Source organism: Photobacterium damselae (assembly GCF_003026815.1).
GTDB lineage: Bacteria > Pseudomonadota > Gammaproteobacteria > Enterobacterales > Vibrionaceae > Photobacterium > Photobacterium damselae.
Window position 1 is genome coordinate 76,155 of the sequence record NZ_PYOG01000012.1, and the last position, 25,416, is coordinate 101,570.

General features: G+C 41.6%; 21 protein-coding genes and 1 tRNA gene. 7 read left to right on the forward strand and 15 right to left on the reverse strand.

Going from position 1 to position 25,416, the window contains the following annotated elements; all coding sequences use genetic code 11:
* Positions 1–44 precede the first annotated feature (44 nt).
* The 3 genes from menH to CTN07_RS12385 are packed head-to-tail and all read right to left on the reverse strand — an operon-like array spanning position 45 to position 3,968.
* The gene (gene menH / locus CTN07_RS12375; RefSeq protein WP_005298283.1) at positions 45–869 is read right to left on the reverse strand and encodes a 2-succinyl-6-hydroxy-2,4-cyclohexadiene-1-carboxylate synthase; all 825 of its coding nucleotides are present in this window, start codon (positions 867–869) and stop codon (positions 45–47) included.
* Positions 853–2,619 carry a 2-succinyl-5-enolpyruvyl-6-hydroxy-3-cyclohexene-1-carboxylic-acid synthase gene (menD, locus tag CTN07_RS12380; RefSeq protein ID WP_036763433.1) on the reverse strand — a complete coding sequence of 589 codons (1,767 nt, stop codon included), beginning with the start codon at positions 2,617–2,619 and terminating at the stop codon, positions 853–855. Before menD ends, menH begins: the two co-directional genes overlap by 17 nt.
* Positions 2,601–3,968 (reverse strand): isochorismate synthase, encoded by a 1,368-nt coding sequence (locus CTN07_RS12385; protein ID WP_050787789.1) that lies wholly within the window; start codon positions 3,966–3,968, stop codon positions 2,601–2,603. The genes menD and CTN07_RS12385 overlap by 19 nt, the downstream gene beginning before the upstream one ends.
* A 468-nt stretch (positions 3,969–4,436) precedes the next feature.
* Here CTN07_RS12385 and CTN07_RS12390 point away from each other — a divergent pair, with 468 nt between their 5' ends.
* From CTN07_RS12390 to CTN07_RS12400, 3 genes are all read left to right on the forward strand, one after another.
* The gene (locus CTN07_RS12390; protein ID WP_005298278.1) at positions 4,437–5,651 is read left to right on the forward strand and encodes a pyridoxal phosphate-dependent aminotransferase; all 1,215 of its coding nucleotides are present in this window, start codon (positions 4,437–4,439) and stop codon (positions 5,649–5,651) included.
* A gap of 109 nt (positions 5,652–5,760) precedes the next feature.
* Positions 5,761–6,345 (forward strand): 5'-deoxynucleotidase, encoded by a 585-nt coding sequence (gene yfbR, locus CTN07_RS12395; protein WP_005298277.1) that lies wholly within the window; start codon positions 5,761–5,763, stop codon positions 6,343–6,345.
* Positions 6,345–7,673, forward strand: coding sequence for an anti-phage deoxyguanosine triphosphatase (locus tag CTN07_RS12400; protein ID WP_005298275.1), 1,329 nt, complete (start codon positions 6,345–6,347; stop codon positions 7,671–7,673). Before yfbR ends, CTN07_RS12400 begins: the two co-directional genes overlap by 1 nt.
* 197 nt (positions 7,674–7,870) lie before the next feature.
* Here CTN07_RS12400 and CTN07_RS12410 read toward each other — a convergent pair whose 3' ends face one another.
* Entirely contained in the window at positions 7,871–8,491 is a 621-nt protein-coding gene (locus CTN07_RS12410) for a tRNA-uridine aminocarboxypropyltransferase (protein ID WP_005298274.1), read from the reverse strand.
* Between the two features lie 9 nt (positions 8,492–8,500).
* Between CTN07_RS12410 and rrtA the strand changes: the two genes are divergently transcribed.
* Both rrtA and CTN07_RS12420 read left to right on the forward strand, forming a co-directional pair.
* Positions 8,501–9,058, forward strand: a complete 558-nt coding sequence (gene rrtA, locus CTN07_RS12415) for a rhombosortase (RefSeq protein ID WP_005298272.1) — start codon at positions 8,501–8,503, stop codon at positions 9,056–9,058.
* Between the two features lie 86 nt (positions 9,059–9,144).
* Positions 9,145–9,483, forward strand: a complete 339-nt coding sequence (locus CTN07_RS12420) for a TehB family protein (protein ID WP_005298270.1) — start codon at positions 9,145–9,147, stop codon at positions 9,481–9,483.
* Positions 9,484–9,567: 84 nt separating this feature from the next.
* Here CTN07_RS12420 and CTN07_RS12425 read toward each other — a convergent pair whose 3' ends face one another.
* The 8 genes from CTN07_RS12425 to CTN07_RS12460 form a co-directional block, all read right to left on the reverse strand.
* Positions 9,568–9,828 (reverse strand): ComEA family DNA-binding protein, encoded by a 261-nt coding sequence (locus CTN07_RS12425; RefSeq protein ID WP_370466065.1) that lies wholly within the window; start codon positions 9,826–9,828, stop codon positions 9,568–9,570.
* 189 nt (positions 9,829–10,017) lie between these two features.
* The gene (ppiD, locus tag CTN07_RS12430; RefSeq protein WP_036763431.1) at positions 10,018–11,910 is read right to left on the reverse strand and encodes a peptidylprolyl isomerase; all 1,893 of its coding nucleotides are present in this window, start codon (positions 11,908–11,910) and stop codon (positions 10,018–10,020) included.
* A gap of 350 nt (positions 11,911–12,260) precedes the next feature.
* Positions 12,261–12,533, reverse strand: coding sequence for a nucleoid-associated protein HU-beta (hupB, locus tag CTN07_RS12435; protein WP_005298263.1), 273 nt, complete (start codon positions 12,531–12,533; stop codon positions 12,261–12,263).
* Between the two features lie 200 nt (positions 12,534–12,733).
* Positions 12,734–15,097, reverse strand: a complete 2,364-nt coding sequence (gene lon / locus CTN07_RS12440) for an endopeptidase La (RefSeq protein WP_005298261.1) — start codon at positions 15,095–15,097, stop codon at positions 12,734–12,736.
* Positions 15,098–15,322: 225 nt separating this feature from the next.
* Positions 15,323–16,603 (reverse strand): ATP-dependent protease ATP-binding subunit ClpX, encoded by a 1,281-nt coding sequence (gene clpX, locus CTN07_RS12445; protein ID WP_036763429.1) that lies wholly within the window; start codon positions 16,601–16,603, stop codon positions 15,323–15,325.
* A gap of 112 nt (positions 16,604–16,715) precedes the next feature.
* Positions 16,716–17,339 (reverse strand): ATP-dependent Clp endopeptidase proteolytic subunit ClpP, encoded by a 624-nt coding sequence (gene clpP / locus CTN07_RS12450; protein ID WP_005298256.1) that lies wholly within the window; start codon positions 17,337–17,339, stop codon positions 16,716–16,718.
* 105 nt (positions 17,340–17,444) lie between these two features.
* The gene (tig, locus tag CTN07_RS12455) at positions 17,445–18,743 is read right to left on the reverse strand and encodes a trigger factor (RefSeq protein ID WP_005298254.1); all 1,299 of its coding nucleotides are present in this window, start codon (positions 18,741–18,743) and stop codon (positions 17,445–17,447) included.
* Positions 18,744–19,254: 511 nt separating this feature from the next.
* Positions 19,255–19,331, reverse strand: a tRNA-Arg gene (locus tag CTN07_RS12460).
* A 257-nt stretch (positions 19,332–19,588) separates the two neighbouring features.
* Between CTN07_RS12460 and folD the strand changes: the two genes are divergently transcribed.
* On the forward strand, positions 19,589–20,449 hold the full coding sequence (gene folD, locus CTN07_RS12465) for a bifunctional methylenetetrahydrofolate dehydrogenase/methenyltetrahydrofolate cyclohydrolase FolD (RefSeq protein ID WP_005298253.1): 861 nt from the start codon (positions 19,589–19,591) through the stop codon (positions 20,447–20,449).
* A 261-nt stretch (positions 20,450–20,710) separates the two neighbouring features.
* Here folD and galU read toward each other — a convergent pair whose 3' ends face one another.
* Both galU and rfaH read right to left on the reverse strand, forming a co-directional pair.
* Positions 20,711–21,613, reverse strand: coding sequence for a UTP--glucose-1-phosphate uridylyltransferase GalU (galU, locus tag CTN07_RS12470; protein WP_005298251.1), 903 nt, complete (start codon positions 21,611–21,613; stop codon positions 20,711–20,713).
* Between the two features lie 87 nt (positions 21,614–21,700).
* A complete protein-coding gene (gene rfaH / locus CTN07_RS12475; RefSeq protein WP_036764870.1) occupies positions 21,701–22,198 on the reverse strand; it encodes a transcription/translation regulatory transformer protein RfaH in 498 nt (165 codons plus the stop codon).
* A 435-nt stretch (positions 22,199–22,633) separates the two neighbouring features.
* Here rfaH and CTN07_RS12480 point away from each other — a divergent pair, with 435 nt between their 5' ends.
* A complete protein-coding gene (locus CTN07_RS12480; protein ID WP_036763427.1) occupies positions 22,634–24,022 on the forward strand; it encodes a peptide MFS transporter in 1,389 nt (462 codons plus the stop codon).
* A gap of 53 nt (positions 24,023–24,075) precedes the next feature.
* Here the strand turns inward: CTN07_RS12480 and CTN07_RS12485 are convergent, their stop codons facing one another.
* Entirely contained in the window at positions 24,076–25,128 is a 1,053-nt protein-coding gene (locus CTN07_RS12485; RefSeq protein ID WP_005298245.1) for a response regulator, read from the reverse strand.
* Positions 25,129–25,416: the final 288 nt, after the last annotated feature.

Sequence of the window (25,416 nt, forward strand, 5' to 3'; positions counted from 1 at the left end):
GCCTTTTATGTCAGTTGTCGTAGTAAAATCATCGTATTAATGCGCTACGACACAGATTGAATGAATGTCCTTATTTGTGCTGCAAATGCGTGTGGCGCTTCTACATGCACATTGTGACCCGCTTGCTCAATGATGGTGTAATCAAGGTCGAGTTGGGTGGCGAGTTCACAGAATTTTTGATCTTTTTTGCCGCAAATATACAGCATAGGTGCCGTCACTTGCGGTAAAACAGCCGCAAGTTGGGGCTGCTTTGCTAAAGATGTTGCCAGTAGCATACGTGCTACACCAGAACCTGAATTATGACTGCGTTTAACTATAAGACTTTGTCTTTGGTCATAATTTAAAGAAGAAAAAACACTTTGCTGATACCAGTCAGCTAAAACTTGCGGTAATGGCTCAGAGTCAAATCGTCGAGCCCAGTGAGTATCATTATTCCATCGAGCAGCTTGCAATTCAGGCTCGATCCCAGGGTTGCCCCCCTCAATAACGACACCGAGCAAAGCACCTAACAATGATGGTTGTGAAATCTGCGAGGTAGCGTTTGGGGTTAACAGAGGCTGACACACAGTATGCATTGCTAAACGCCCCCCCATTGAATAACCGATCAAAATATAACGTTCTATATTTCGAGCCGCCAGAGTCTCCAAAATGGCTTGAGTCACCTGCTCAAATGAGGTTGGAATGGCCTCAACACTAAAACCATGACCGGGCAGATCCAGTGTTATACAAGGATAGTCATGGCTTAGCTCATCAATCACATGTCGCCAATCCCGTCCATTTCCCAGTAATCCGTGTAGAAAAACAAGTGTTGGACAGGATGAGTCTGATAGTGATTGTTTAGGCAAAAAGATCTCAGAATAAAGACGCATTTTTTACCTTCGTAAATAAGGCCTTTAGCATATCACCCGCTTCACCAGATGGTGTTACCACTTCAATCACAGTCGTTTGACTGGTTGCTTGATGGGCCTCTTGTGGGGTGAGTCCGTCACGAACAGCACTTGCTAACTCCTCGATAGATGAAGGGCACTGATAGTTCAGACCAAACATCGCAGCGGCATGAGCAAAGGAAAGTCCGTGAGGCATACGATAGAAATCATCTTTTTGCTGGTCGGGAACAGGCAATAAATCAAAAATTCCGCCGCCGTTATTATTGGTGACAATCACAACCATGGGCTGCTGCGCTTGAGTCAATAATGCTAATGAATTGAGATCATACAGCAGAGAAGTATCACCAATTAAGCAGACCATCGGGGTTTGACGCGCTTTCTGTACTCCAGCGGCTGTGGCAATCAAACCATCAATACCAGAAGCACCACGATTGGCAAATGTTGCAGTCTCAGGCAAAGTCCCTACCATATCCAGCAAACGAACAATTAAGCTATTGCCTAAAAACAGTTCAGTACCTGTTGGCAGCCAATGATGGAGATGAGTAGCTAAAGCGAGCTCGGAGAGTTCGGTCGTCTCGGAGGCCACCAGCTGCGCAGTATTACTTGCCGCAGTTTGTAACGATAGCGCCCAATCTGCTTGAGGTGATGATTGCACCATTTGCTTAGCATCTTGTGCCCATTGACCACAATTGGTTTGAATACGTTGGGCAGATAAATGCCACTGATCTAATCGCCCAGCAAGGGGATCTAACAACCAATAAGCTTGCCATTGCTGTTGACCAATCCATTGCAGCAGACGTTTAGAGACAATTCGACCGCCAAATTGCAGTAGAACTTGAGCTTGTGATAAGGCATCTAATGCAGCAGGGTTTTGCATCCACACATCAAATCCTGCCCATTCACTGCTACCGCCAGCTTGCGGATCAACCAAAATAGGCCAACCAAGTGTCGTCGCAAGAGCTTTAATTGAAGTCAATTCATCAGGTAACACACGCCCTACTACAATCACCCCTTTTTTCGAGGTAAATCGCGGCCACTCGGTCTGAGATTGAACAAAATCCGCATGGATAGAACTTAAGTGCTGACAATAGGCCAACTCATGATTTTGCCAATAGGCAACAGGCGATAAATATTCTGTGAAATCGAAATCTTGTCCATAAAGCGGTTCTGGATAATGACAATTAAAATGCACTGTACCACCGCGTTGGGTTTGCTGTTGCATTAAGTCATCAATTGCCGCCAATAACCAACTTGGTGAGATATCTAAGGTTGGTGATGGAATATCAATAAATGCGGTTGCATGGCTAGAGAAGATCCCGTGTTGACGGATAGCCTGATTAGCACCACATTGAATCAATTCAGCGGGACGGTCAGAAGTTAGCATAACCAGCTTTTCACCAGTTAACCCCGATTCTGCAACTGCTGGCAGCAAGTTTGCAACCGCCGTTCCCGATGTAACTACAACGGCAACCGGCTTTTGACTCGCCTTTGCAATACCTAAGGCCATAAACCCTAAACCACGTTCATCAAAGTGAGTATGAATCGTTAATTTAGGGTTATTTGAAGCGGCTAAGGTTAAAGGTGTCGAACGAGACCCAGGCGCGATACAGATATGTTCAACGCCAAGACGAGTTAACTCTTCCAACATAAGGCTCGCCCAAAGTTTATTGAGCGAGGCACGGTAGGTGTTTGAGTTAGCTAAGACAGTGGATGTTACGCCGTTTGCTGCCATTTTTCATTTTGCTCCCAAGTCTCTAACTGCATAATTGAAGCCTTTTTTGCTTCAATATCCGATGGTAGAGACTCAAATAAACTGCAAAGAGTTGAGGTTTTACGATTAAGTTCTTTCCATTCACTACTTGGATCTGAGCCTGGAACAATACCAGCTCCCGCAAACAGATGCAGTTCTTCACCAGCAATCAAGGCACTGCGAATTGCAACACAAAACTCGCTATGCTGACGACTTAAATACCCAACTGCGCCACTATACCAACCACGAGAAAACGGTTCGTGTTCAGAAATAAATTCCATCGCCTTTTCTCGAGGAAGTCCTGCAATAGCAGCTGTTGGCTGTAGATTATGGAGTAATTCTGTATTGAAAACTTGAGGGTTAAGCTCTGCTTCAATATGACGTTTGATATGCTGTACTTTACGAAGACGTACTAACTCGGGTTGATGAGCAACATGAAGAGAGTGGCTACACGAATTAAGACGGCTTACAATATCATCGACAACAAGCTGATTTTCATAGCCATTTTTGTTGTCATTCATCAACCAACTGGCTAACTCATCATCTTCACGAGCGGTTTTACCACGACCAATAGTACCGGCTAAAGCCTCTGTTTGTAGCGCATGATCGTGGCGCTGAAATAGGCGCTCTGGCGTTGAACCAATAAAGCAGTGCTGTGCATCAAGCGCCATCATAAAATGAAAACTGTTGCTGTTATTAGCTCGGCTCGCTTTCATCATCTGCGCAGGAGTTACGGGGGTATCCAGTTGTAACGTCGTGCGTCGAGCCAATACAACTTTCTCAAAAACTTTATGAGAAATTGCATCTAACGCTTGGCCTATCATAGATGCCCAACCTGAAAAATCCGGAGCATAAGTACGATTGACAATACGGCTTGAGATCTCATCAACCACAACAGAAGAAAAGCGTAATTTAGCTAAACCATCGAGCACTTTTTGGTAATCGTCCCCTAAGTTAATCGCAACTGACCATGTTTGGCCGTGGCGCATAATCTCAAGTTGGGGCAGAAAGAAAAAAGCCGATAGACAGCGTCGATTACGATCGGTACGGCCATCAAAAGAGCGACCGCCCCAGACTCGTTGATCGTCATGAATCATTTTTTCTGCCGCTAATGGGTCAGTAAAGGTTTTTACTTGACCTAAAGCGACAACCTCTTCTTGGCCGTCACGAGATTGCCAATAAAATTTAGGAAATACAGGTTGGTTTTCCATCCAATCAATCAGTTCTGCTTGGATAGGCAAATCTAACTGCACCATTACACGATGAGTTGTTTGCTTGGCTTGTTGGATTTTAGCAATTAAATGCTCAACAGCTTGTTGTAACGCAGTCAAGGTAACCTCACTCAGCTCACATTGCACCAATAACGGCTCATCCCTGGCTGATCATTGCTCAAACATCATTAATCGATGCTATCTTTATTTTTTATAAATACCCATTTGAATAAAACTGAAATCATCAAAGTCTACAATTTATTCAAATTGATATAGTGATAGTCATAACTTTCAGGCAAATAAGTAAAATAAAGCAAAATATTACTTAATCATTCACCATTTTTTAAGAATTGGTAATTTTACATCATCAAAACCATAATGACTAATGAAGTGAGTATCTTGTTTTTAAGCTCATTTTGGCACATCTTCCCAACTCATTAATAAAACACTAGTTTATTACACCTAATTAAGAACCTTATCACGAAATATAATTCTGTTTGACATCATTTTTACTAACAAGGTATTCCTCTCAGTTTGTTTTTTAGTGTAATGTGTCGAATATCATCTTTTCTTAGCAGGAATACACAAATGCAAAATTTCGGGATGTCTTCCAAACTGAATAACGTTTGTTACGACATACGAGGTCCCGTTCTAAAGCATGCCAAACGCATGGAAGAAGAAGGGCAAAAAATCATTAAACTCAACATTGGAAATCCTGCGCCATTTGGTTTTGACGCACCGGATGAAATTCTTGTTGATGTGATTCGTAATTTACCGACCTCACAAGGGTACTGTGATTCAAAAGGGATCTACCCTGCCCGTAAAGCAATTGTGCAGCACTACCAAAAACGTGGCATGCTCGACCTTGATGTTGAAGATGTCTACATTGGTAACGGTGTTTCTGAATTGATCGTAATGGCGATGCAAGCTCTACTTGATCATCAAGATGAAATTCTCGTCCCTTCACCGGATTATCCGTTATGGACCGCTGCCGTTTCCTTATCTGGGGGCACACCAGTTCATTATATCTGTGATGAAGAATCCGATTGGTATCCTGACTTGGATGATATTAAGAAGAAAATTACCCCACAAACTAAGGGTATCGTCTTAATTAACCCAAACAACCCAACCGGTGCCGTATATAGCCGAGATTTTTTACTAGAAGTCGTTGAGATTGCTCGCCAGCATAATTTGATCATTTTTGCCGATGAGATCTACGACAAGATCTTATATGACGGTGCACAACACACTTCGATTGCACCTCTAGCTGAAGATGTTTTCTGCATTACCTTTAACGGACTATCAAAGTCTTATCGTGTATGTGGTTTTCGTGCCGGTTGGATGGTGCTATCTGGTCCTCGACAAAAAGCCAAAGGTTACATTGAAGGCTTAGATATGCTGGCATCTATGCGTTTATGTGCCAACGTGCCAATGCAACATGCGATTCAAACAGCGCTGGGTGGCTATCAAAGTATCAATGAGTTAATTCTACCGGGTGGCCGTCTACTTGAGCAGCGCAATAAAGCCTATGAGTTACTCACTCAGATCCCAGGTGTGTCATGTGTGAAACCGAAAGGTGCGTTATACATGTTCCCGAAATTGGATCAAAAGAAATTTAATATTGTGGATGACCAGAGAATGGCTCTGGATTTCCTCCAGCAAGAAAAAGTATTAGTGGTTCATGGCACAGGTTTTAACTGGAAACAGCCAGATCACTTCCGAATTGTGACCCTACCACGCATTGATGACCTAGAGATTGCGATAGGCCGTCTAGAGCGCTTCTTAAGTGGTTACCGTCAATAAATTAAAGATATATCTTAAGCCTCAGTTCATACTGGGGCTTTTTTCTATTAGGATAGATGTTATATCCCCAGTGACTTGGGTATAACCGTTGCAGTAACAAGGAAGCCTCATGAAACAAAGTCACTTTTTTGCCCATCTAGCGAGAATGAAATTAATTCAACGCTGGCCCTTAATGCGCTGCGTATCTAGCGAAAATATTTCAGAGCACAGTCTTCAGGTCGCTTTTGTTGCTCATGCGCTTGCTTTAATCAAAAACCGAAAATTTAACGGAACAACCAACCCTGAAAAAATAGCACTTTTAGGTCTATTTCATGATTGTAGTGAAGTGCTGACCGGTGATATGCCAACCCCCATCAAATACTACAACCCAGCCATTGCCGAAGAGTATAAAAAAATAGAATTAGCGGCAGAGCAAAAGCTACTCTCCATGCTACCGGAAGAGTTTCACCAAGATTACGCCCCACTATTAGATAGCCACTATATCGACCCAGATGACTACCATATAGTTAAACAGGCGGATTCTTTGTGTGCTTATTTAAAATGTTTAGAAGAACTTAATGCCGGAAACCACGAATTTGCCCAAGCGAAAAAGCGTTTGGAAGAGACACTAGCTGCACGCGAAACCCCTGAAATGCGTTATTTTCTAGAGACCTTTGCTCAGAGTTTTACTTTAACGTTAGATGAGATCAGTTAATGACTAGCGAGTTTGATTTAAGTGAACTATGGCAAGAGCGCTACAGTAACGAACAAAAAATGAGACGCAATGATCACCGTTCAGCTTTTCAACGAGATCGTGCCCGTATCTTACACTCTGCCGCATTTCGTCGGCTTCAGGCCAAAACCCAAGTCCACAGCACTGGGTTAGATGATTTCTACCGAACTCGTTTAACCCACTCCCTAGAAGTATCACAAATTGGTACGGGAATCGTGGCACAACTTAAGCTAAAACAACCAAATTTTCGCGCCTTACTGCCGTCAACTAGCTTAATGGAAAGTTTGTGCCTAGCTCATGATATTGGTCACCCTCCTTTTGGCCATGGGGGTGAAGTCGCGCTTAACTATATGATGCACAAACATGGTGGTTTTGAAGGTAATGCTCAAACATTTCGTATTGTTACGCATTTAGAACCTTATACTGAAAATTTAGGAATGAATCTGGCTCGACGCACCTTGTTAGGATTAATTAAATACCCTGCATTACTAAGCCAAACTCAACCACTTGTTTTTCCTGCTGAAGTACCGAACTTTCGCCGTATGAAAGCCAGTGAATGGCATCCGGCAAAAGGGATCTATGATGATGACAAAACCACTTTTGATTGGGTACTCGCTCTGCTCAGTGATAATGACCGCAGTCTGTTTAATCAGATGCGCTGTAGTCGAATTGATGATGTCACACCACTGAAGACTCGCTTTAAATCTCTTGATTGCTCGATTATGGAATTGGCCGATGATATCGCTTACGGGGTTCACGATTTAGAAGATGCTATCGTTATGGGTATTGTTACCCGAGAACAGTGGCAAGAAGCGGTAGCCAGTAAACTTGCTGAATGTGGTGATCCTTGGATTGAAGAGCAAATATCTAAAATCAGTGATCAAATGTTTGGCTCTCATCATGAGCGGAAAGATGCGATTGGCGCACTTGTTAACGCACTTTTGACCTCAATTAATATCGCCCCTAGCATTCAAGACGGAATCCATCGCTTTGATGAACCACTACTACAATGGAACGCTTATCTGTCTGAGACCATGGAACTGGTTCTTAATACGCTAAAACAATTTGTCAGCATCTATGTGGTGAAAAAACCAGAGATCCAACTGTTTGAATACAAAGGCCAGCAGTTGGTGATGGAACTGTTTGAAGTCTTTGCCTCAGATCCTGAGCGTTTACTGCCAGAAGAGACTCGTCAACGATGGCTCGAAGCCTACACGAACGAAAGTAATCCGATGCGTGTTATTGCAGATTACATTTCTGGTATGACTGATGGGTATACGCAAAGGTTATATGAGAGATTACTCGGGTAGCGAGAAGCGAGAAGCGAGAAGCGAGAAGCGAGAAGCGAGAAGCGAGAAGCGAGAAGCGAGAAGCGAGAAGCGAGAAGCGAGAAGCGAGAAGCGAGAAGCGAGAAGCGAGAAGCGAGAAGCGAGAAATTTAAGCATAGAGCAATAGAGTGTTAAAGCTCTTTATTAACACTCTCATCATCTCAATGCTTGGATTTTATTTACTTTTCATCGCCATAATTTCGCTCAAATACGCCTTCTGGCATCTGCTTTATCTGAAAATCAATCATACGTTCAAAGGTTTCAAGTAGTGGGATATAGCGCGACTGGGGTGGTTCCATTGCAGACAGCGCTAAAAATCCCGCTTCAACCGTTGAAACCCCATTTTCTTTGGGAGACTTACGAATTCGATAATTTCCGTTATCGGCATTATCGAGCATCACTGCGGGTAACTGCTGTAAGTTTGATGAAAGTTGCCACATTTTAAAGGCTTTCTTCCAAGTACCATCAAGCAAAATCAATGTTTGAATGGCGCTAGCATCTGCCGCTGACTGTGCTACCTGAGAAATAGGTAATGCGCCTTCTCCGGGATAAATCACATAAGCTTGACGACAAGGATCGGCCAGTAACTGATTAAGTTCTTGATGATCAGAAAAATCTTCGCCCACAAATAAGCGACTATTAGGTAATGATAATGTCAGTATACGAGCGGTACCAATTGCACGCTTAGTTTCACTTGGATGTTGTAATATCCACAGTTCAGTTTTAGCATCAATAGTTTGAATCCAGTGGCAAATACAGGCTTTAATTGCCTTTCCACACTGCTTACAGTATCGGCTCATGAGGTTATCTTGTCTATTCGTACGTATTTGTTGTTAGCCATTATTATTGGTGTTATCGCCCAATTTCCAAGCCTTTCACCATATCTTAATTGGGATCGAAACGCCATTTTAGATGGTGAGGTCTGGCGAATCGTAACAGGAAATATCACTCATACCAATTGGCCTCACTTAATCATGAACTCAATTGGTTTTATTATCATCACTTTTATTTTCCGCCGACATTTCCAACCTAAAATCTACACTTTAGTTATTTTCACCCTGAGTATGGCCATTGGTATTGGGTTATTCGCAACTTCTATTCTGTGGTACGCGGGATTCTCGGGGGTACTTCACGGATTATTTGCTTGGGGAGCAGTTAAAGATATTCAAAGTAAAAATAAAGAAGGATATCTCTTATTACTGGCGCTTGCGGCCAAGGTTGGTTGGGATTGCTTTAGTGGCGGTTCAACAGAATCAGCATCACTTATCGGGGCCCATGTTGCCGTTCAAGCTCACTTAATTGGCGCAATTACGGGTACCTTTATTGGTCTTAGCTCTTATATACAAAAAAATGAAAACTCATATTGAGAATAATTCTCAAAAAGTTCTTGCATCAAATATCAAAAGTGGTATTGTTTATACATGTTTTGAAGAACAGCTTGAGAGAGGTTCCTATGAGTCACCTACGTATTCCTGCAGATTGGACAGTTCAGCGCTCTACCCCATTCTTTACTAAAGATAATGTACCTGCAGCACTGCTAACTCATCATAATACTGCAGAAGGTGTTTTTGGACAGCTTTGTGTTATGGAAGGACAAGTTACCTATTATGGTTTTGCAGATGCAGATGCTACAGAACCAGAGGTTAAAGTGGTGATCAATGCAGGTCAATTCGCTACTAGCCCTCCACAGTATTGGCACCGTATTGAAATGTCTGATGATGCACAGTTCAATATTAATTTCTGGTCAAATAAAGATAAGAGAAATCAACCAATGTTTTCAGCAAAAAAATAAATAGTACATAATATAAAAGTACCAATCTGATTAACGGGCAGATTGGTACTAGCAAATTAGCTAACTAATAACTAAAAACATATCCTACAGTTCAATGCGATCGCGGTTTTTTTCTACGGTTGAGGGGCCAATGCCTTTTACCTTAGCAAGATCATCCGCGGTCGCAAATTTGCCATTCTGCTTACGATATTGGATAATATTTTCAGCCTTATCTGGGCCGATTCCAACTAGTAACTTATCTAACTCTTCTGCATTTGCTTTATTAATATTGACAACAATTTCAATATCTTCGTACTTATCTTTCGCTGCATAAGCTAACGGGGTAAGTAGCATTGCTAATGCCATTACTACAGCAACAAATCCTTGTTTCATATCTCTACCTTCTCTGCTCTATCTCTTATTAAGAAAAAATTAATACACAACATACCGTGCACGAGCAGTGTAGAAGAAGAGCCTTATTATTTTGTAGGTTATAGGCCAAAAAACAAAACGGGCTGCACAATGGCAGCCCGTTAATAGATCTATCAATTTCAATTAATTGGTAGATTGCTCCAATACTGGAGTTGAGATATCAGCGGTTTCACGAAGTGTTTGAATCGTTGTCGCCATATCTTGTTGTGCGTTCATCTGCTCAACTTGCTGAGCAAATTGAGGATCTGCCGCTTCTTTAGCAACGTCTTGATCAATTACTTTATCAAGCTGAACAATGAGCACGTTACCTTTCGCATCACGAGTCACACCGTAAGTTGCTTTGCCAGCTTGAGGCTTAGCAAGACGAAACGCTACTTGAGATACTTGGTAATCAGGACCAGAACGAGTGATTGTTTGCTCACCAGAGAAACTATAACCTTCTTTGGTTAGTTGCTCTGACTTACCATCACGTAACTGTGCGACTAGCTCATCGGCTTTCTTCTGAGCTTGTTGCTCACCATCACGTTGAGCCAACAGTGATTTCACTTTAGCTTCAACATCTTTAAATGGTAGAACCGTTTCATCACGAGCATCATCAACGCGAACGACTACAACGTGTTCTGGACCCACTTCAATCGCATCAGAGTTCATACCATCTTCACGAACTTCAGGGCTTTGTAGCGCCTGTAGAACTTTAGGATTGTTCAACACACCCGGTGCTGTTTGCTCTGAGAAGAAGTCTGTTGCGTGAACTTTTGCTTTAACCGCTTCAGCTGCTTCATCTAATGAATCTGGTGATTCAAATGCTGTTTCAGCTAGCTTAGTTTGCATCGCATAAAATTCATCACCAGCTTTTTGCGATTTGATATCAGCGATAATTTCAGCTTTCACATCTGCAAATGGTTTTGCTTTTGCAGGTTCAATACCATCTAGAAGGATGATGTGGTAGCCAAAAGATGACTTCACAACACCAGATAGATCGCCTGGTTTAGCAAGAGCAAATGCTGCATCTTCAAATGCCGGATCCATCACGCCTTTTTCAAACCACTCTAGCTTACCGCCATCTTTAGCGCTGAATTTGTCATCAGAATCTTTCTTTGCAAGCTCAGCGAAATTAGCGCCATCTTTAAGTTGGGCTAAAATTGCTTCAGCTTTCTCTTTTGATGCAGCTGAGTCACCTGTAATTAAGATGTGGCTCACTTGACGCTTTTCAGGTGTGCTGAATTTGTCTTTGTGCTCATTGTAATACGCTTGTGCATCAGAAACTTCAATAGAATCTTTTAGCTTATCGCCTGTAATCTCAACGTAAGATACTTTAACTTGAGCTGGACGAGTAAATTGCTGCGGATTTTGCTCATAGAATGCTTTTTCTTGCTCTTCTGTAATAGAAGCTTCTGCTTTCTTAGTAAAATCAGCAAGGTTCAAGGTCAGAGTACGAATAACACGCTCTTGAGACTCAAGCATACGAAGCTCATTCACTTCGCCACTTAGAGCAAAGTCACTGCCTTCGATAGCGCCTAGGAACTGCTGACGAAGAAGATCGGTACGTAGAGACTCAGCAAATTGTTCAGGTGTGATACCAGAACGACGAAGCAATTGGTTGTATTGCTCGTTATTAAACTTACCGTCAACTTTAAACTCTGGCATCGCAAAAATCGCATCACGAATCTGCTGGTCACTAACACGTAGACCTAATTCATGAGCTCGTTTTTGGATCAGAACATCGTTGATCATACGCTCAAGAACACTACGGCGGAACTGCTGCACATATTGAGGATTACCCAATAGATTTGAGAAGTTTTCACCAAGCTGTGCTTGCATACGATTACGTTCGTTTTGATACGCTTGCTCAAACTCACGTTGACTGATTTCTTGTCCATCGACTTTTGCTGCAACTTGCTCGTTATTACTTGCTAAGTAGCTGCCTACGCCTGCAAAGACAAAAGATAAAATAATTAGGCTAAGAATAATCTTAAACCAAATGCTATTGGCGCCGTCGCGCAATCGCTCCATCATAACTCGCCGTATCCCCTACTATATCGAGTTGGCTATCAACCAGGTAGATTTACGTTTACTGGTATTTTTTTAGCTAAACCCATGTAAAAAGTGTTCATCCCTAAGTCATTATTAATCAAATTTTAGGCCAATAAATCCAAGGATACTATTTACAACGGTAAATCTACTCAATACCAATCGGGATAACGAAATAAATGACACTATCTCTTTATGCTAATTGGTATAACCAGCTGTTTTAATATTAAAAAAGCGCACCATGATGATGCGCTCATTAAAATAAGAGTATAAACGCTCTTGCTCGATTATTGAAGATTCTCAACACGTGGAATCATCATAATGAGCTCAAGGTATTAGTTTACAGAATCTTTAAGCGCTTTACCTGCTTTAAAGCCAGGTACTTTTGCTGCTGCGATTTGAATCTCAGCACCAGTTTGTGGGTTACGGCCAGTACGAGCTGCACGTTCACGTACAGAGAAAGTACCAAAGCCAACAAGCGCCACTTGATCACCTGATTTTAAAGTATCAGACACAGCTTCAATAAATGCGTCTAAAGCGCGACCAGCTGATGCTTTTGAAATGTCTGCGTTTTCTGCGATTTTATCTACTAATTGAGTTTTGTTCACAGTTTCATCCCCTTAATGAACAAGTCCTACAAGTCACATCCTTTTCTAAACGTCACTGTATTGTAGGTAAAAAACAAATTAATCTTTTATGATTCGAAACCAGTTCAGCACCGCGCTGTTATTGGATCCACTTATAGCGGCACAAAAAAACGCTGACAAGGGTTTTATTCTTGAAAGCGTTCTTTCTTTACTTAACTTTGCTACGCATCACTGTTTTGCGCACGAACAAGTTCGATGCCTTCAGGATGATTTTGCAATGCAATTGTCAGAACTTCATCAATCCAGCGTACAGGTCGTACATCTAAATCAGCAATAACATTCGCTGGGATTTCTTCAAGATCGCGTTCGTTCTCTTTTGGAATCAGAACGGTCTTAATTCCACCACGGTGTGCAGCCAGTAGTTTCTCTTTTAAACCACCAATTGGTAGTACTTCGCCACGCAGGGTAATCTCACCTGTCATAGCAACATCAGCACGAACAGGATTACCCGTTAAGCTAGAAACCAATGCTGTACACATCGCAATACCCGCACTTGGGCCATCTTTTGGTGTTGCACCTTCAGGAACGTGAACATGGATATCACGTTTTTCATAGAAGTCAGAAGCAATACCAAGTCGCTCTGCTCGAGTACGAACCACTGTCATCGCAGCTTGAATCGACTCTTGCATCACATCGCCCAAGGAACCAGTATAGGTTAGCTTTCCTTTACCTGGCATAGATTCTGTTTCAATGGTCAGTAAATCACCACCCACTTCAGTCCAAGCAAGGCCAACTACCTGACCTACACGGTTGCTATCGTCTGCTTTACCGTAATCAAAGCGTTGAACACCTAGATAGTCTTTTAGATTATCTTGGCTAATAGACACAGTCTTCACATCTTTGTTCAATAAAATTTCTTTTACTGCTTTACGGCATAGTTTTGAAATTTCACGCTCAAGACCACGAACGCCCGCTTCACGAGTGTAGTAACGGATAATACCGATTAACGCGGAATCATCGACATCGACTTCACCTGGTTTTAATCCATTTCGTTTGATCTGTTTATCAAGTAAATGGCGCTTAGCGATGTTTAGTTTCTCATCTTCGGTGTAGCCTGATAAACGAATAACTTCCATACGGTCAAGCAAAGGACCTGGGATATTCATTGAGTTAGACGTTGCAACGAACATAACATCCGATAGATCGTAATCCACTTCTAGATAGTGATCGTTAAAGGCGTTATTTTGCTCAGGGTCTAATACTTCAAGCAATGCTGATGCAGGATCACCACGCATATCAGAAGACATCTTATCGATCTCATCAAGCAAGAATAGTGGATTTTTCACCCCTACTTTTGCCATTTTCTGGATCAATTTACCCGGCATAGAACCGATATAAGTACGGCGGTGACCTCGAATTTCAGCTTCATCGCGTACACCACCTAAAGCCATTCGCACATACTTACGGCCTGTAGCGGCTGCAATCGATTGACCTAGAGATGTCTTACCAACGCCAGGAGGACCCACTAGACATAAAATTGGGCCTTTTAGCTTATTCACACGGCTTTGAACAGCTAAATACTCAAGAATTCGTTCTTTAACACGCTCTAAACCATAGTGATCTGAATTTAAGATCTCTTCTGCTTTTGCAAGGTCTTTCTTCACTTTTGAACGCTTATGCCAAGGCACATTAAGCATCCAATCAATGTAGCCACGAACCACTGTTGCTTCAGCAGACATCGGCGACATCATTTTTAACTTTTGCAGTTCTTGCTCAGTTTTTTCTTTGGCTTCTGCCGGCATTTTAGATTCATCAATCTTAGCCTTCAGAGCTTCAAACTCATCTGGAGCATCATCAAGATCACCCAATTCTTTTTGGATAGCCTTCATCTGCTCATTTAGGTAGTACTCGCGCTGGCTCTTTTCCATCTGCTTTTTAACGCGACCACGAATGCGTTTTTCAACTTGTAGCAGATCGATTTCCGATTCCATCATTGCCATTAAGAACTCAAGACGTTCTGTAATATCAACAATTTCAAGTACTTTTTGTTTATCAGCCAGCTTAAGAGGCATATGAGCGGCAATGGTATCAGCCAAACGTGCCGCTTCATCAATACCATTTAACGATGTTAGAACTTCTGGTGGAATTTTTTTATTAAGTTTAACAAAGCCATCAAACTGATTAATTGCAGTACGAACCAGCACTTCTTGCTCGCGCTCATCCATTTCAGGTGTAACGAGATACTCCGCTTCTGCAACGAAGAAATCATCATCCATCAGATGCTCTACTTTGGCACGCTGCTGACCCTCAACTAACACTTTCACAGTGCCGTCAGGAAGTTTCAGTAGCTGCAAAATAGTGGCGACTGTACCCACATCGTACAAATCACTAATCGAAGGTTCGTCCGTGGCAGCTTCTTTCTGTGCCACCAACAGAATCTGTTTATTGTTATCCATCGCTGCTTCAAGACAACGAATAGACTTCTCCCGACCCACAAACAATGGAATAACCATATGCGGGTATACCACTACATCACGTAGTGGTAGAACCGGGATCTCAAGGCGCTCAGAACGCTCCAGGTTCATATTCTTCTCTCTTTCGTCCGATACGAATTCAATTTAAGTATCTAAACTCATCCCAATCAAATCAATTCACTGATTGGTATAACAAAATACTTAAAATGACTGAAAATCTTTTCTCTAATGAGTATATGGGGGTAAGTTGGCAAGATTCAACGGAATAAATCATAGAAAATAAAAAAGGAGGCTGATGCCTCCTTTTTTTGTTCCAAACGAACAGTAATTAACCAATTATTCAGCACCAGCTGCTTGGTTTTCTGTGTTTTCATAAATCAGTAGAGGCTCAGATTCACCTTTAATCACTGATTCATCAATCACAACTTTGCTAACGCCTTTGGTTGATGGCAGTTCGTACATGGTATCAAGTAGTACTGCTTCAACGATAGAACGAAGACCACGAGCACCTGTTTTACGTTCCATTGCCTTACGAGCAATAGCAACTAGGGCATCATCGCGGAACTCAAGCTCAGCACCTTCAAGCTCAAAAAGCGCACCATACTGTTTAGTTAGGGCATTTTTAGGCTCACGAAGAATTTGAACAAGCGCATCTTCATCCAGCTCAGTTAATGTTGCAGTAACAGGTAGACGACCAATAAACTCTGGAATTAGACCAAATTTCACCAAATCTTCTGGTTCAACCTGTAAGAACAGATCAGTTAGAGTTCGTGATTCATCTTTAGAACGAACCTCAGCACCAAAACCGATACCTGTATTTGTTGCAACACGCTGCTCAATCACCTTATCAAGGCCTGCGAATGCACCACCACAAATAAATAGAATCTTAGAAGTATCAACTTGTAAGAACTCTTGCTGTGGATGCTTACGACCACCTTGAGGCGGAACAGAAGCGACTGTGCCTTCAATCAGTTTTAGCAGAGCTTGCTGAACACCTTCACCAGACACATCTCGTGTGATTGATGGGTTATCAGACTTACGAGAAATCTTATCGATCTCATCGATATAAACAATACCACGCTCAGCTTTTGCTACGTCATAATCACACTTCTGCAGCAATTTCTGAATGATGTTCTCTACATCTTCACCAACATAACCCGCTTCAGTTAGCGTTGTTGCGTCGGCCATAGTAAATGGAACATCCAACATGCGCGCTAGAGTTTCAGCTAGAAGTGTCTTACCACTACCGGTAGGACCGATCAGTAAGATATTACTTTTACCTAGCTCAACACCATCACTGTTGGTATCGCCATTACGAAGACGCTTGTAGTGGTTGTATACGGCTACCGCAAGTACCTTTTTCGCATGCTCTTGACCAATTACATAATCATCAAGATTGTGGCGAATCTCCTGCGGAGTCGGCAATTCACTGCCATCGCGTTTAGGCAAAACTTCCTTGATTTCTTCGCGAATAATGTCGTTACATAGATCGACACACTCGTCACAGATATACACAGAAGGGCCTGCAATTAGCTTGCGAACTTCATGCTGACTTTTACCGCAGAAAGAGCAATACAGTAGTTTACTACTACCACTCTCTTTTCGCTTATCTGTCATTCGCTAACCTCTTAATCGGGAATAATCCCTATTTACCTTGTTTTGAGTGTACAACATTCCAACTTCATTTGCGCTGCAAAATACATATTTCCTTTACAACGCACAGTCAGAATTAGCTACGGTGACTCAAAACAGCATCCACTAAACCATACTCAACCGCTTGGTCTGCAGACATGAAGTTATCACGATCAGTATCACGCTCGATCACTTCTAGAGGTTGACCTGTGTGCTCTGCAAGTAGGTTGTTTAGTTTCTGCTTGATAGTAAGAATTTCTTGCGCATGGATTTGAATATCCGATGCTTGACCTTGGAAGCCGCCCAATGGTTGGTGAATCATCACGCGAGAGTTAGGTAGACAGTAACGTTTACCTTTAGCACCACCAGCGAGTAAGAAGGCACCCATTGAACACGCTTGGCCCATACATACTGTGCTCACATTTGGCTTAATAAACTGCATGGTGTCATAAATAGACATACCCGCTGTTACGCTACCGCCTGGTGAATTGATGTATAGGTAGATGTCTTTATCTGGGTTTTCAGATTCTAAGAATAGCAACTGGGCAACAACTAAGTTTGCCATATGATCTTCAACCTGACCGGTAAGGAAAATCACACGCTCTTTTAGTAGTCGGGAGTAGATGTCGTAAGAACGCTCACCACGTGAAGTCTGCTCGACCACCATAGGAACCAGCGCATCTAAGATTGGCGACATGGCATTTTTTTCTTGGTAGCTCATACTTTATTATCCCTAAAATAAATGGTCCGAATGAAATGACTCATACGGACCATTGTTAGCAGAAGATTCGCAGTAAAGTCAAATCTCTACAATAAATTCAGCGAATTAAGCCGCAGGATTCATTAGATCGTTGAAGCCAACTTCTTTATCAGAAACCTGAGCTTTAGCAACGATTGCGTCGATTGCTTGCTCTTCTAGAGCAATGTTACGCATGTTGTTCATTAGCTGCTCGTTACCTTCGTAGTAAGCAACAACTTCTGTTGGATCTTCGTATGCAGAAGCCATTTCAGCGATGATAGCTTTAACACGCTCTTCATCAGCTTTTAGCTCTTCAGACTTGATCACTTCACCAAGAAGAAGACCAACAACTACGCGACGCTTAGCTTGCTCTTCAAATAGTTCACGTGGAAGCTCTGGCATGTTCTGTGCGTTGCCGCCAAAACGTTGTGCAGCTTGCTGACGTAGAACATTGATTTCTTGATCGATAAGAGCTGCAGGAACTGCGATATCGTTTTGCTCGATAAGACCGTTGATTGCTTGCTCTTTGATGCGACCTTTAACAGCTTGCTTAAGTTCGCGTTCCATGTTCTTACGAACTTCAGCTTTAAGTGCATCTACAGAACCGTTTTCGATACCAAACTTAGCTACGAACTCTTCAGTTAGTTCTGGAAGCTCTTGAGCTTCAACTTTAGATAGTTTGATAGCAAATACTGCAGCTTTACCTTTTAGGTTTTCAGCGTGGTATTCTTCTGGGAAAGTTACTTCGATGTTGAACTCTTCACCCGCTTTCTTACCAACGATACCGTCTTCGAAACCAGGGATCATACGACCTTGACCCATAGCTAGAGCGAAACCTTCAGCTTTGCCGCCGTCAAATGCTTCACCGTCGATAGTACCTTCGAAATCGATAGTTACGCGGCTGTCAGCTACAGCTGGAGCATCAACTTCAGTCCAAGTAGCTTGCTGCTTACGTAGAGTTTCGATCATGTTATCAACGTCAGCTTCAGTTACTTCAACAACTGGCTTCTCAACAACAACTTTATCTAGACCTTGAAGAGCGATTTCAGGGAATACTTCAAAAGTTGCTTTGAATACTAGATCTTGACCTTCAGCCATTTCTACTGGAGTGAAAGTAGGAGCGCCAGCTGGGTTGATCTGCTCTTTAACGATAGCTTCGATAAAGTGACGCTGCATTACTTCGCCTAGGATGTCTTGACGAACAGATGCGCCAAACATTTTAGCAACCATCTTAAGTGGTGCTTTACCTGGACGGAAACCATCGAAACGACGATTCTTAGCGATTTTCTTAAGCTCTGCAGTTACTGCATCTTCAATGTTAGCTGCAGGAACTGTGATAGTTAGTTGGCGTTCTAGACCTTCAGTGGTTTCAACGGTAACTTGCATTTTATTTAACCTCAAACTTACTCAGTATTCTGAGTGATGTTGCCGATCAGTCAATCACTGATGGTGGCATCCTTTTCGTGTTACGGTTTTAAACCATAACGCCTTAATTCTGATTAACCTCTTACCTAACCCTCTACAACGAGATATCGTAGAAAACCATAGGTAAGAAATTAAAGCGCGTCATTATAACGGCAGAGTGACAAACAGTCGAGAACCGCCCTAAGACACAAATAGTTCTTAAACTGTTTTACAAAATAGGGGCATTTACGGGCATTTCAACCCTTAACTATAAAAAAAGTGGCTTTTTTAACACTCTAGAGACATTAAGAGCTGGAAAAACGAACAAGTTAACAATTTAATCAGCAATTAAGGAATATTACGAAGATCAGATCGCTTGACTGAAAAAGCCAAATTTAAATAAATAGAATAAGAATTTTTTATTTAAAATGAAAAATAGATCACAAAACAGGGAATTTGAAACAGAAAATGTAGAATAGAAAAGAAGAGGAAATGGCACGCCCTGCAGGATTCGAACCTGCGACCACATCCTTAGAAGGGACGTGCTCTATCCAGCTGAGCTAAGGGCGCATCATTGTGTAACATTACGTTACGGGTTTGGATTATACGTTGCCGACTTATAAGGTCAATATTTTTTTCTTTTTTTGCTTTCAAGCGGTTAAAGTTCCAACAAAAAAAGAAAAAATCATTCTTCTACTTAATATGTAGCTCCAATTAGATACTTTCCAGCCCTAACGCAAACGATTGCGTTATAGATCTTAATCACAGAATCTGCGACAATGCTTTTATCTACTTATAACCAATCGGTATTTATCGAAAGGAACATCATGACGGCTCAAATTATTGACGGGAAATTAATTTCTCAAACAGTTCGACAGGAAGTTGCCGCAAGAGTAGCAGCACGAACCCAAGCAGGGCTACGCGCTCCTGGCCTTGCGGTAATTTTAGTTGGTCAAGATCCTGCATCACAGGTTTATGTAAATAGTAAACGTAAGGCGTGTGAAGAAGTTGGCTTTGTCTCAAAATCATTTGATTTGCCAATCACAACAACTGAGTCTGAGTTACTCAATTTAATCGCTGAATTAAATAACGACCCAATAATCGACGGGATTTTAGTTCAACTACCACTACCAGCAGGTATTGATACCACGACTATCTTAGAATCAATTGTTCCAGATAAAGATGTTGATGGTTTTCACCCTTATAACGTTGGTCGCTTAAGCCAGCGTATTCCAAAACTGCGTTCTTGCACTCCTAAAGGGATCATTACCCTACTTGAGCGTTATAATATTCCAGTACGTGGCAAACATGCTGTTATCGTTGGTGCTTCAAATATTGTTGGTCGACCAATGACATTTGAATTGCTACTGGCTGGAGCGACAACCACAACCTGTCACCGTTTTACTCAAGACTTAGAAGGTCATGTGCGTCAAGCAGATATCTTGGTTGTTGCAGTAGGTAAACCAAACTTTATTCCGGGCGAATGGATTAAAGAGGGAGCTACGGTAATTGATGTGGGCATTAACCGTTTAGATACGGGAAAATTGTGCGGTGATGTAGAATTTAATGTTGCTAAAACTCGTGCAAAATACATTACCCCCGTACCAGGAGGTGTGGGTCCGATGACTGTTGCCACCTTAATTGAAAATACCCTACTGGCGTGTGAACAGTATCATTCTGACGAGTAGCGAGTAGCGAGTAGCGAGTAGCGAGTAGCGAGTAGCGAGTAGCGAGTAGCGAGTAGCGAGTAGCGAGTAGCGAGTAGCGAGTAGCGAGTAGCGAGTAGCGAGTAGCGAGTAGCGAAATTGTCAACATACTTAGTTTGATGTCAATGTATTTTCCTACTCGCTGTACTCAAATTGGAAAACTTGGAATTTTACTTTAGCGAGATCGAGAATCTAACGCCCTATTCCTAGTTTTTATTCCAACTTTTCTTTAACGAGCTAACTTTAAAGTCCCTTAACTACATCTTGTAGATACGCTTTAAAGTCTTCGCCAAGATCTGAGTGGCGTAAGCCGTATTCAACAAATGCAGCCATATAACCTAGCTTATTACCACAGTCATGGCTCTTACCAGACATATGGAACGCGTCGACCTCTTGCTGCTTCATCAGCATATCAATGGCATCAGTTAGCTGAATTTCACCACCAGCACCCACTGGCGTTTTCTCAAGTAGAGACCAAATTTCAGCCGGAAGCACGTAACGGCCTACAATAGCAAGGTTTGAAGGCGCTTCTTCTACTGGCGGTTTTTCAACCACTTTTGTCATTGGTGAACTTTCACCTGCACCTAACTCCACACCACCGATATCAGCAACACCATAGCTTGATACATCGTTCATAGGAACAGGCTCAACCATTACCTGACTGACTTTAGTCTCATTAAAGCGTTGAACCATTTTAGCTAGATTATCAGTTTCTAGATTACTTGCAGCGTCATCCAAAATAACATCAGGAAGCACAACCGCAAAAGGAGCATCACCAACTAGTGGTTGTGCACACAAAATAGCATGACCTAAGCCTTTTGCTTGTCCTTGACGAACATGCATAATCGTGACGTCAGGAGGACAAATTGCTTGAACTTCTGCCAATAACTGACGTTTAACACGCTGCTCTAATGTGGCTTCTAGCTCAAATGATGTATCAAAATGGTTCTCAATCGAGTTCTTTGATGAATGTGTTACAAGCACAATCTCTTTAATACCCGCAGCAACACATTCATTCACAACATATTGAATTAGCGGCTTATCAACAATAGGCAACATCTCTTTTGGAATGGCTTTTGTTGCAGGTAGCATGCGAGTGCCTAAGCCCGCAACTGGTATAACGGCTTTACGTACTGAATTGTTCATTGATTATCCATTCATATAATAATTAGAAATAAATACCCATTTTTATGAGCTGATTTCTATACTAGCAAAAGAGCCCTATTCTTTTTGTTAGCGTTTAATCAAATCTTTATTATCAACACTCACAGTCACAGCACGTCCAAGTAAATTGATCAACATAAAAGAACGCTTCTCACCATCAGCTTCCTGATAAATGGCATCAATCCCTTTAAATTGACCCTGCGACAAGGTTAATGAATCACCAGGTTTAGGTAACTCGCATAACGCTTCTTTGTGTTCGTCGCAGTCTTCATTCATCATTAATTGATAAATGAGTTCTTGTTGTACTAATTGAGGTGTTGATCCCCGACGAATAAAATCTGCTACACCTCGAGTTGAGCGGATCGAGGTATAACTCACTTGTTCTGGATCAAAATAAACAAACACATAGCTTGGAAATAATGGTTCTAAAACTTCCTGCTTTTTGCCTCGAACAATTTTATCGATGCGAACTTGTGGGTAGTAACACTCAACCCCTTGACGATCAAGATTGATCACTGCTCGCTCTTGTTCACTTCGCTTGCAATAAAGTAAATACCAACCTTTCATCATGAGCCCATCAACTATTAATGTATCTCTAAAATTATACCGATCCCTTACTAAGTTACCATCATCGATCTCACATCTCCTATTAGATGCTGGAATATTATCCATTCTTAACTAAAGAGAATAAGAGAAAATAACTCAGGTTAAAAATGTAACATCCATTAAAAAATCAATTTTGCAGAATAAAAAACCAAAGAAACTTAAAAAATAACAATAAACAACCACAAATTTAGCCATTAACAGACTATTTAGAAAAAACACTTAGAGATATAGCAAATTAAAAACAAGCTCAAAAAAACCACAAAACATTATATTTCATACAGTTACAATGTTTTTCATTTGTTCTGCATTTGTTAAAACTTGCGGTATATTGCTTTGTGCTTTATAAAGCTAGCAGCATTAGCAAACACACAAATAATTAAAATACAGAGAATCATCATGAGCAATCAAAGTAGTGGCACTTTTATGGGCCACCCAAAAGGCTTGTTCCTCCTGTTTAGTACAGAGCTTTGGGAACGTTTCTCCTACTACGCCATGCGCGCAATCTTGGTTTTATATTTGACAGATAAAACCATTAATGGCGGCTTAGGCTGGTCGACTCAAGACGCATTACAGCTATACGGAACATACACAGGTCTTGTCTATTTCACGCCTCTTATTGGTGGTTGGATTGCCGACAACATTTTAGGCCAACGCCGTTCTATCATTATTGGTGGTATATTAATGGCAATTGGTCAATTCACTTTGGCACTACCACACAGTATGGTTGACCCTCATGCCGTGACATTCTTTTATATCGGTTTAGGATTCTTAGTTGTTGGTAACGGTCTATTTAAGCCAAATATCTCAACTATGGTTGGTGACCTCTATAAAGAAGGTGATCATCGCCGTGACGGTGCATTCACTATCTTCTACATGGGGATTAACATCGGTTCTCTACTTGCAGGTGTTATTGCAGGTACTGCTTCTACAGTATATGGCTGGAAAGCGGGCTTCCTATGTGCTGGTATCGGTATGACAATGAGCCTTATTATTCAGCTCCTATTTGCAGAGCGTCTATTAGGTAATATCGGTAAAGTTCCAGCGGCGCATCGTGCAGCGGCAATGAACAAGAGCGGTAAGCAAGAGCCTCTAACAAAAGTAGAGCGCGATCGCCTAAAAGTTATCTTAGTGATGTGTACCTTTGTAATCGTATTCTGGGCTGGCTTTGAACAAGCGGGCGGTCTTATGAATATTTACTCTCAAGAGTACACAAACCGTATGATTGGTAGTTTTGAAGTACCTGCGGCATGGTTCCAGTCACTAAACCCATTCTTCATTATTATCTGTGCCCCTATCTTGGCGTCAATTTGGGTGAAAATGGGTAAAAATGAACCAGCATCACCAGTGAAATTTGCATTAGCTATGTTCTCTCTTGCGCTAGGTTTTGCTTGTATGATCGGTGCAGCACTAGAGCAAGGTGGCGATCTAACTGTTAAGACTTCTATGATGTGGTTAGTGGGTGCATATTTCTTCCATACTATTGGTGAGCTATGCCTATCTCCTATCGGTTTATCACTAGTAACAAAACTAGCGCCACTACGTCTAGCTTCTCTTATGATGGGTGCTTGGTTTGGTGCCAATGCCATTGCGAACTATGTCGCTGGTATTATCGGTTCTCGCTTAGGTGAAACAGGCCCTCTGGCTATTTTCTCTGGTATTGCGATTACGGCAATCGTGGCAGGTGTTTTACTACTTCTTCTATCAAATAAACTGATTGATTGGATGCACGGTGCTGAAGGTCATAAGAAGGAAGAAGAAGTTGAAGTGAAAACAGCAAACGCTTAATCATTTCTTATTCAAATAAAAAGGCGATCATTAGATCGCCTTTTTTGTATAAATCAATGTGTTGGTATGCGCTGTAAAGTAATACTAAAATTAGCACAATCAATTTCACTCAAAGATAATCTAACCCCTGATGGTGCAATTTTTAGTCGAGAACCTTGGTTAAAAAAGGCTTTCTGCCCTAACCATGCTTGTCCTGAAATAGTATGATTTTCTTCGCTGGTTTGAACACTTCCGCCAATTCCTGCGGGCATCAAATTTAATTGATGGTTGACTACATCAAACAGACCAAAAATACACTTAATATTAGAGGTGTAACGAGAGCTTTTCAGATGTTTTTCAATTTCTTGTAGTAGTTCAACAATATGACTTTCATGTACTCGCTGTTGGCGTAAATAGTCATTGAAAAAAGCGCGTATAAGCAGAGCTGTCGCCGTACCATGGCTTGGACAGGAGCTACAATCGATAACATAAAAAGCCAATCGACCATCCATCAACCATGTATAGTCTAAAAGTACAGGGGCCTTATCAGCGTTTTGAAGTACATAGTAGTTTAGTTGCCAACTACCGCAACTGGATTGGATATCTGGCATCAAACCCGTTAATAGCTCTCTAGCAGCAGTAGGATCGTTATCCAACTCTTCGAAATGCCACGCAAGCTCTTCATCTACCATCTCATTGCGTTGCGGCCAAGTAGTAGAGGCATCACCAGTATTACCTTGCTGGATATCAGCAGCTTTAAATACCGTCATCATTGCTGACTTAAGCACCAGAAAGTTATCCAAAGGCTTAACTAAATAATCTTTGACTCCCAATCGTAGAGCTGCCGCAACATCAGCCATTGCCCCTGTCCCCGATACTACAATGATAGGCAGCATTGGATATTGAACTACCGCTTCTTCAACAAACTCCATTCCCGACATTATCGGCATCGATAAATCACACAACATCAAATCAGGAATTGCGTTTTGTAGCGCTTTTAGTCCCTGCACCCCATCTTCAGCATACCGAACAGAACAACCTTGATGCTGGAGAAAAGCTGAAACCATATTGCGAAAAATAGGATCATCTTCCACAATCAGAATGTCTTTTCCTTCAAGCAATGACATGTACTTCTACTTCCAACTCTAGATAAAAAAAAGATGAATATAATAAATCACAATTATCATGCTGATTTATTAGGCATCTATATAGGTATAAGCATAGTATAAAATGCTTTTAATATGATTTTTATTTGTTAAAAGCGTTTAATAGTTGCTAAATTTGCTAACAGGTTCAAAATATATTTCCTTAAAAGCCAAACAAAATCAGAAATAATGGCTATTTATTAGACTTTTTGTCTTTTTTAGCAAAACTTTTGTTTTTTTGGGATATATTTGACCCGTTTTGTTATACAA

What these genes read in the sequence shown, in the direction of transcription:
- clpP (WP_005298256.1), bottom strand. Translation starts at nt 17,339, where the DNA reads ATGAGCTACCAAGAAAAAAATGCCATGTCGCCAATCTTAGATGCGCTG.
- menH (WP_005298283.1), bottom strand. Translation starts at nt 869, where the DNA reads ATGCGTCTTTATTCTGAGATCTTTTTGCCTAAACAATCACTATCAGAC.
- CTN07_RS12410 (WP_005298274.1), bottom strand. Translation starts at nt 8,491, where the DNA reads ATGAGCCGATACTGTAAGCAGTGTGGAAAGGCAATTAAAGCCTGTATT.
- CTN07_RS12485 (WP_005298245.1), bottom strand. Translation starts at nt 25,128, where the DNA reads ATGTCATTGCTTGAAGGAAAAGACATTCTGATTGTGGAAGATGATCCT.
- CTN07_RS12480 (WP_036763427.1), top strand. Translation starts at nt 22,634, where the DNA reads ATGAGCAATCAAAGTAGTGGCACTTTTATGGGCCACCCAAAAGGCTTG.
- CTN07_RS12425 (WP_370466065.1), bottom strand. Translation starts at nt 9,828, where the DNA reads ATGGCATTAGCAATGCTACTTACCCCGTTAGCTTATGCAGCGAAAGAT.
- CTN07_RS12420 (WP_005298270.1), top strand. Translation starts at nt 9,145, where the DNA reads ATGAGTCACCTACGTATTCCTGCAGATTGGACAGTTCAGCGCTCTACC.
- CTN07_RS12390 (WP_005298278.1), top strand. Translation starts at nt 4,437, where the DNA reads ATGCAAAATTTCGGGATGTCTTCCAAACTGAATAACGTTTGTTACGAC.
- menD (WP_036763433.1), bottom strand. Translation starts at nt 2,619, where the DNA reads ATGGCAGCAAACGGCGTAACATCCACTGTCTTAGCTAACTCAAACACC.
- galU (WP_005298251.1), bottom strand. Translation starts at nt 21,613, where the DNA reads ATGAACAATTCAGTACGTAAAGCCGTTATACCAGTTGCGGGCTTAGGC.
- rfaH (WP_036764870.1), bottom strand. Translation starts at nt 22,198, where the DNA reads ATGAAAGGTTGGTATTTACTTTATTGCAAGCGAAGTGAACAAGAGCGA.
- tig (WP_005298254.1), bottom strand. Translation starts at nt 18,743, where the DNA reads ATGCAAGTTACCGTTGAAACCACTGAAGGTCTAGAACGCCAACTAACT.
- ppiD (WP_036763431.1), bottom strand. Translation starts at nt 11,910, where the DNA reads ATGATGGAGCGATTGCGCGACGGCGCCAATAGCATTTGGTTTAAGATT.
- folD (WP_005298253.1), top strand. Translation starts at nt 19,589, where the DNA reads ATGACGGCTCAAATTATTGACGGGAAATTAATTTCTCAAACAGTTCGA.
- CTN07_RS12400 (WP_005298275.1), top strand. Translation starts at nt 6,345, where the DNA reads ATGACTAGCGAGTTTGATTTAAGTGAACTATGGCAAGAGCGCTACAGT.
- yfbR (WP_005298277.1), top strand. Translation starts at nt 5,761, where the DNA reads ATGAAACAAAGTCACTTTTTTGCCCATCTAGCGAGAATGAAATTAATT.
- lon (WP_005298261.1), bottom strand. Translation starts at nt 15,097, where the DNA reads ATGAACCTGGAGCGTTCTGAGCGCCTTGAGATCCCGGTTCTACCACTA.
- clpX (WP_036763429.1), bottom strand. Translation starts at nt 16,603, where the DNA reads ATGACAGATAAGCGAAAAGAGAGTGGTAGTAGTAAACTACTGTATTGC.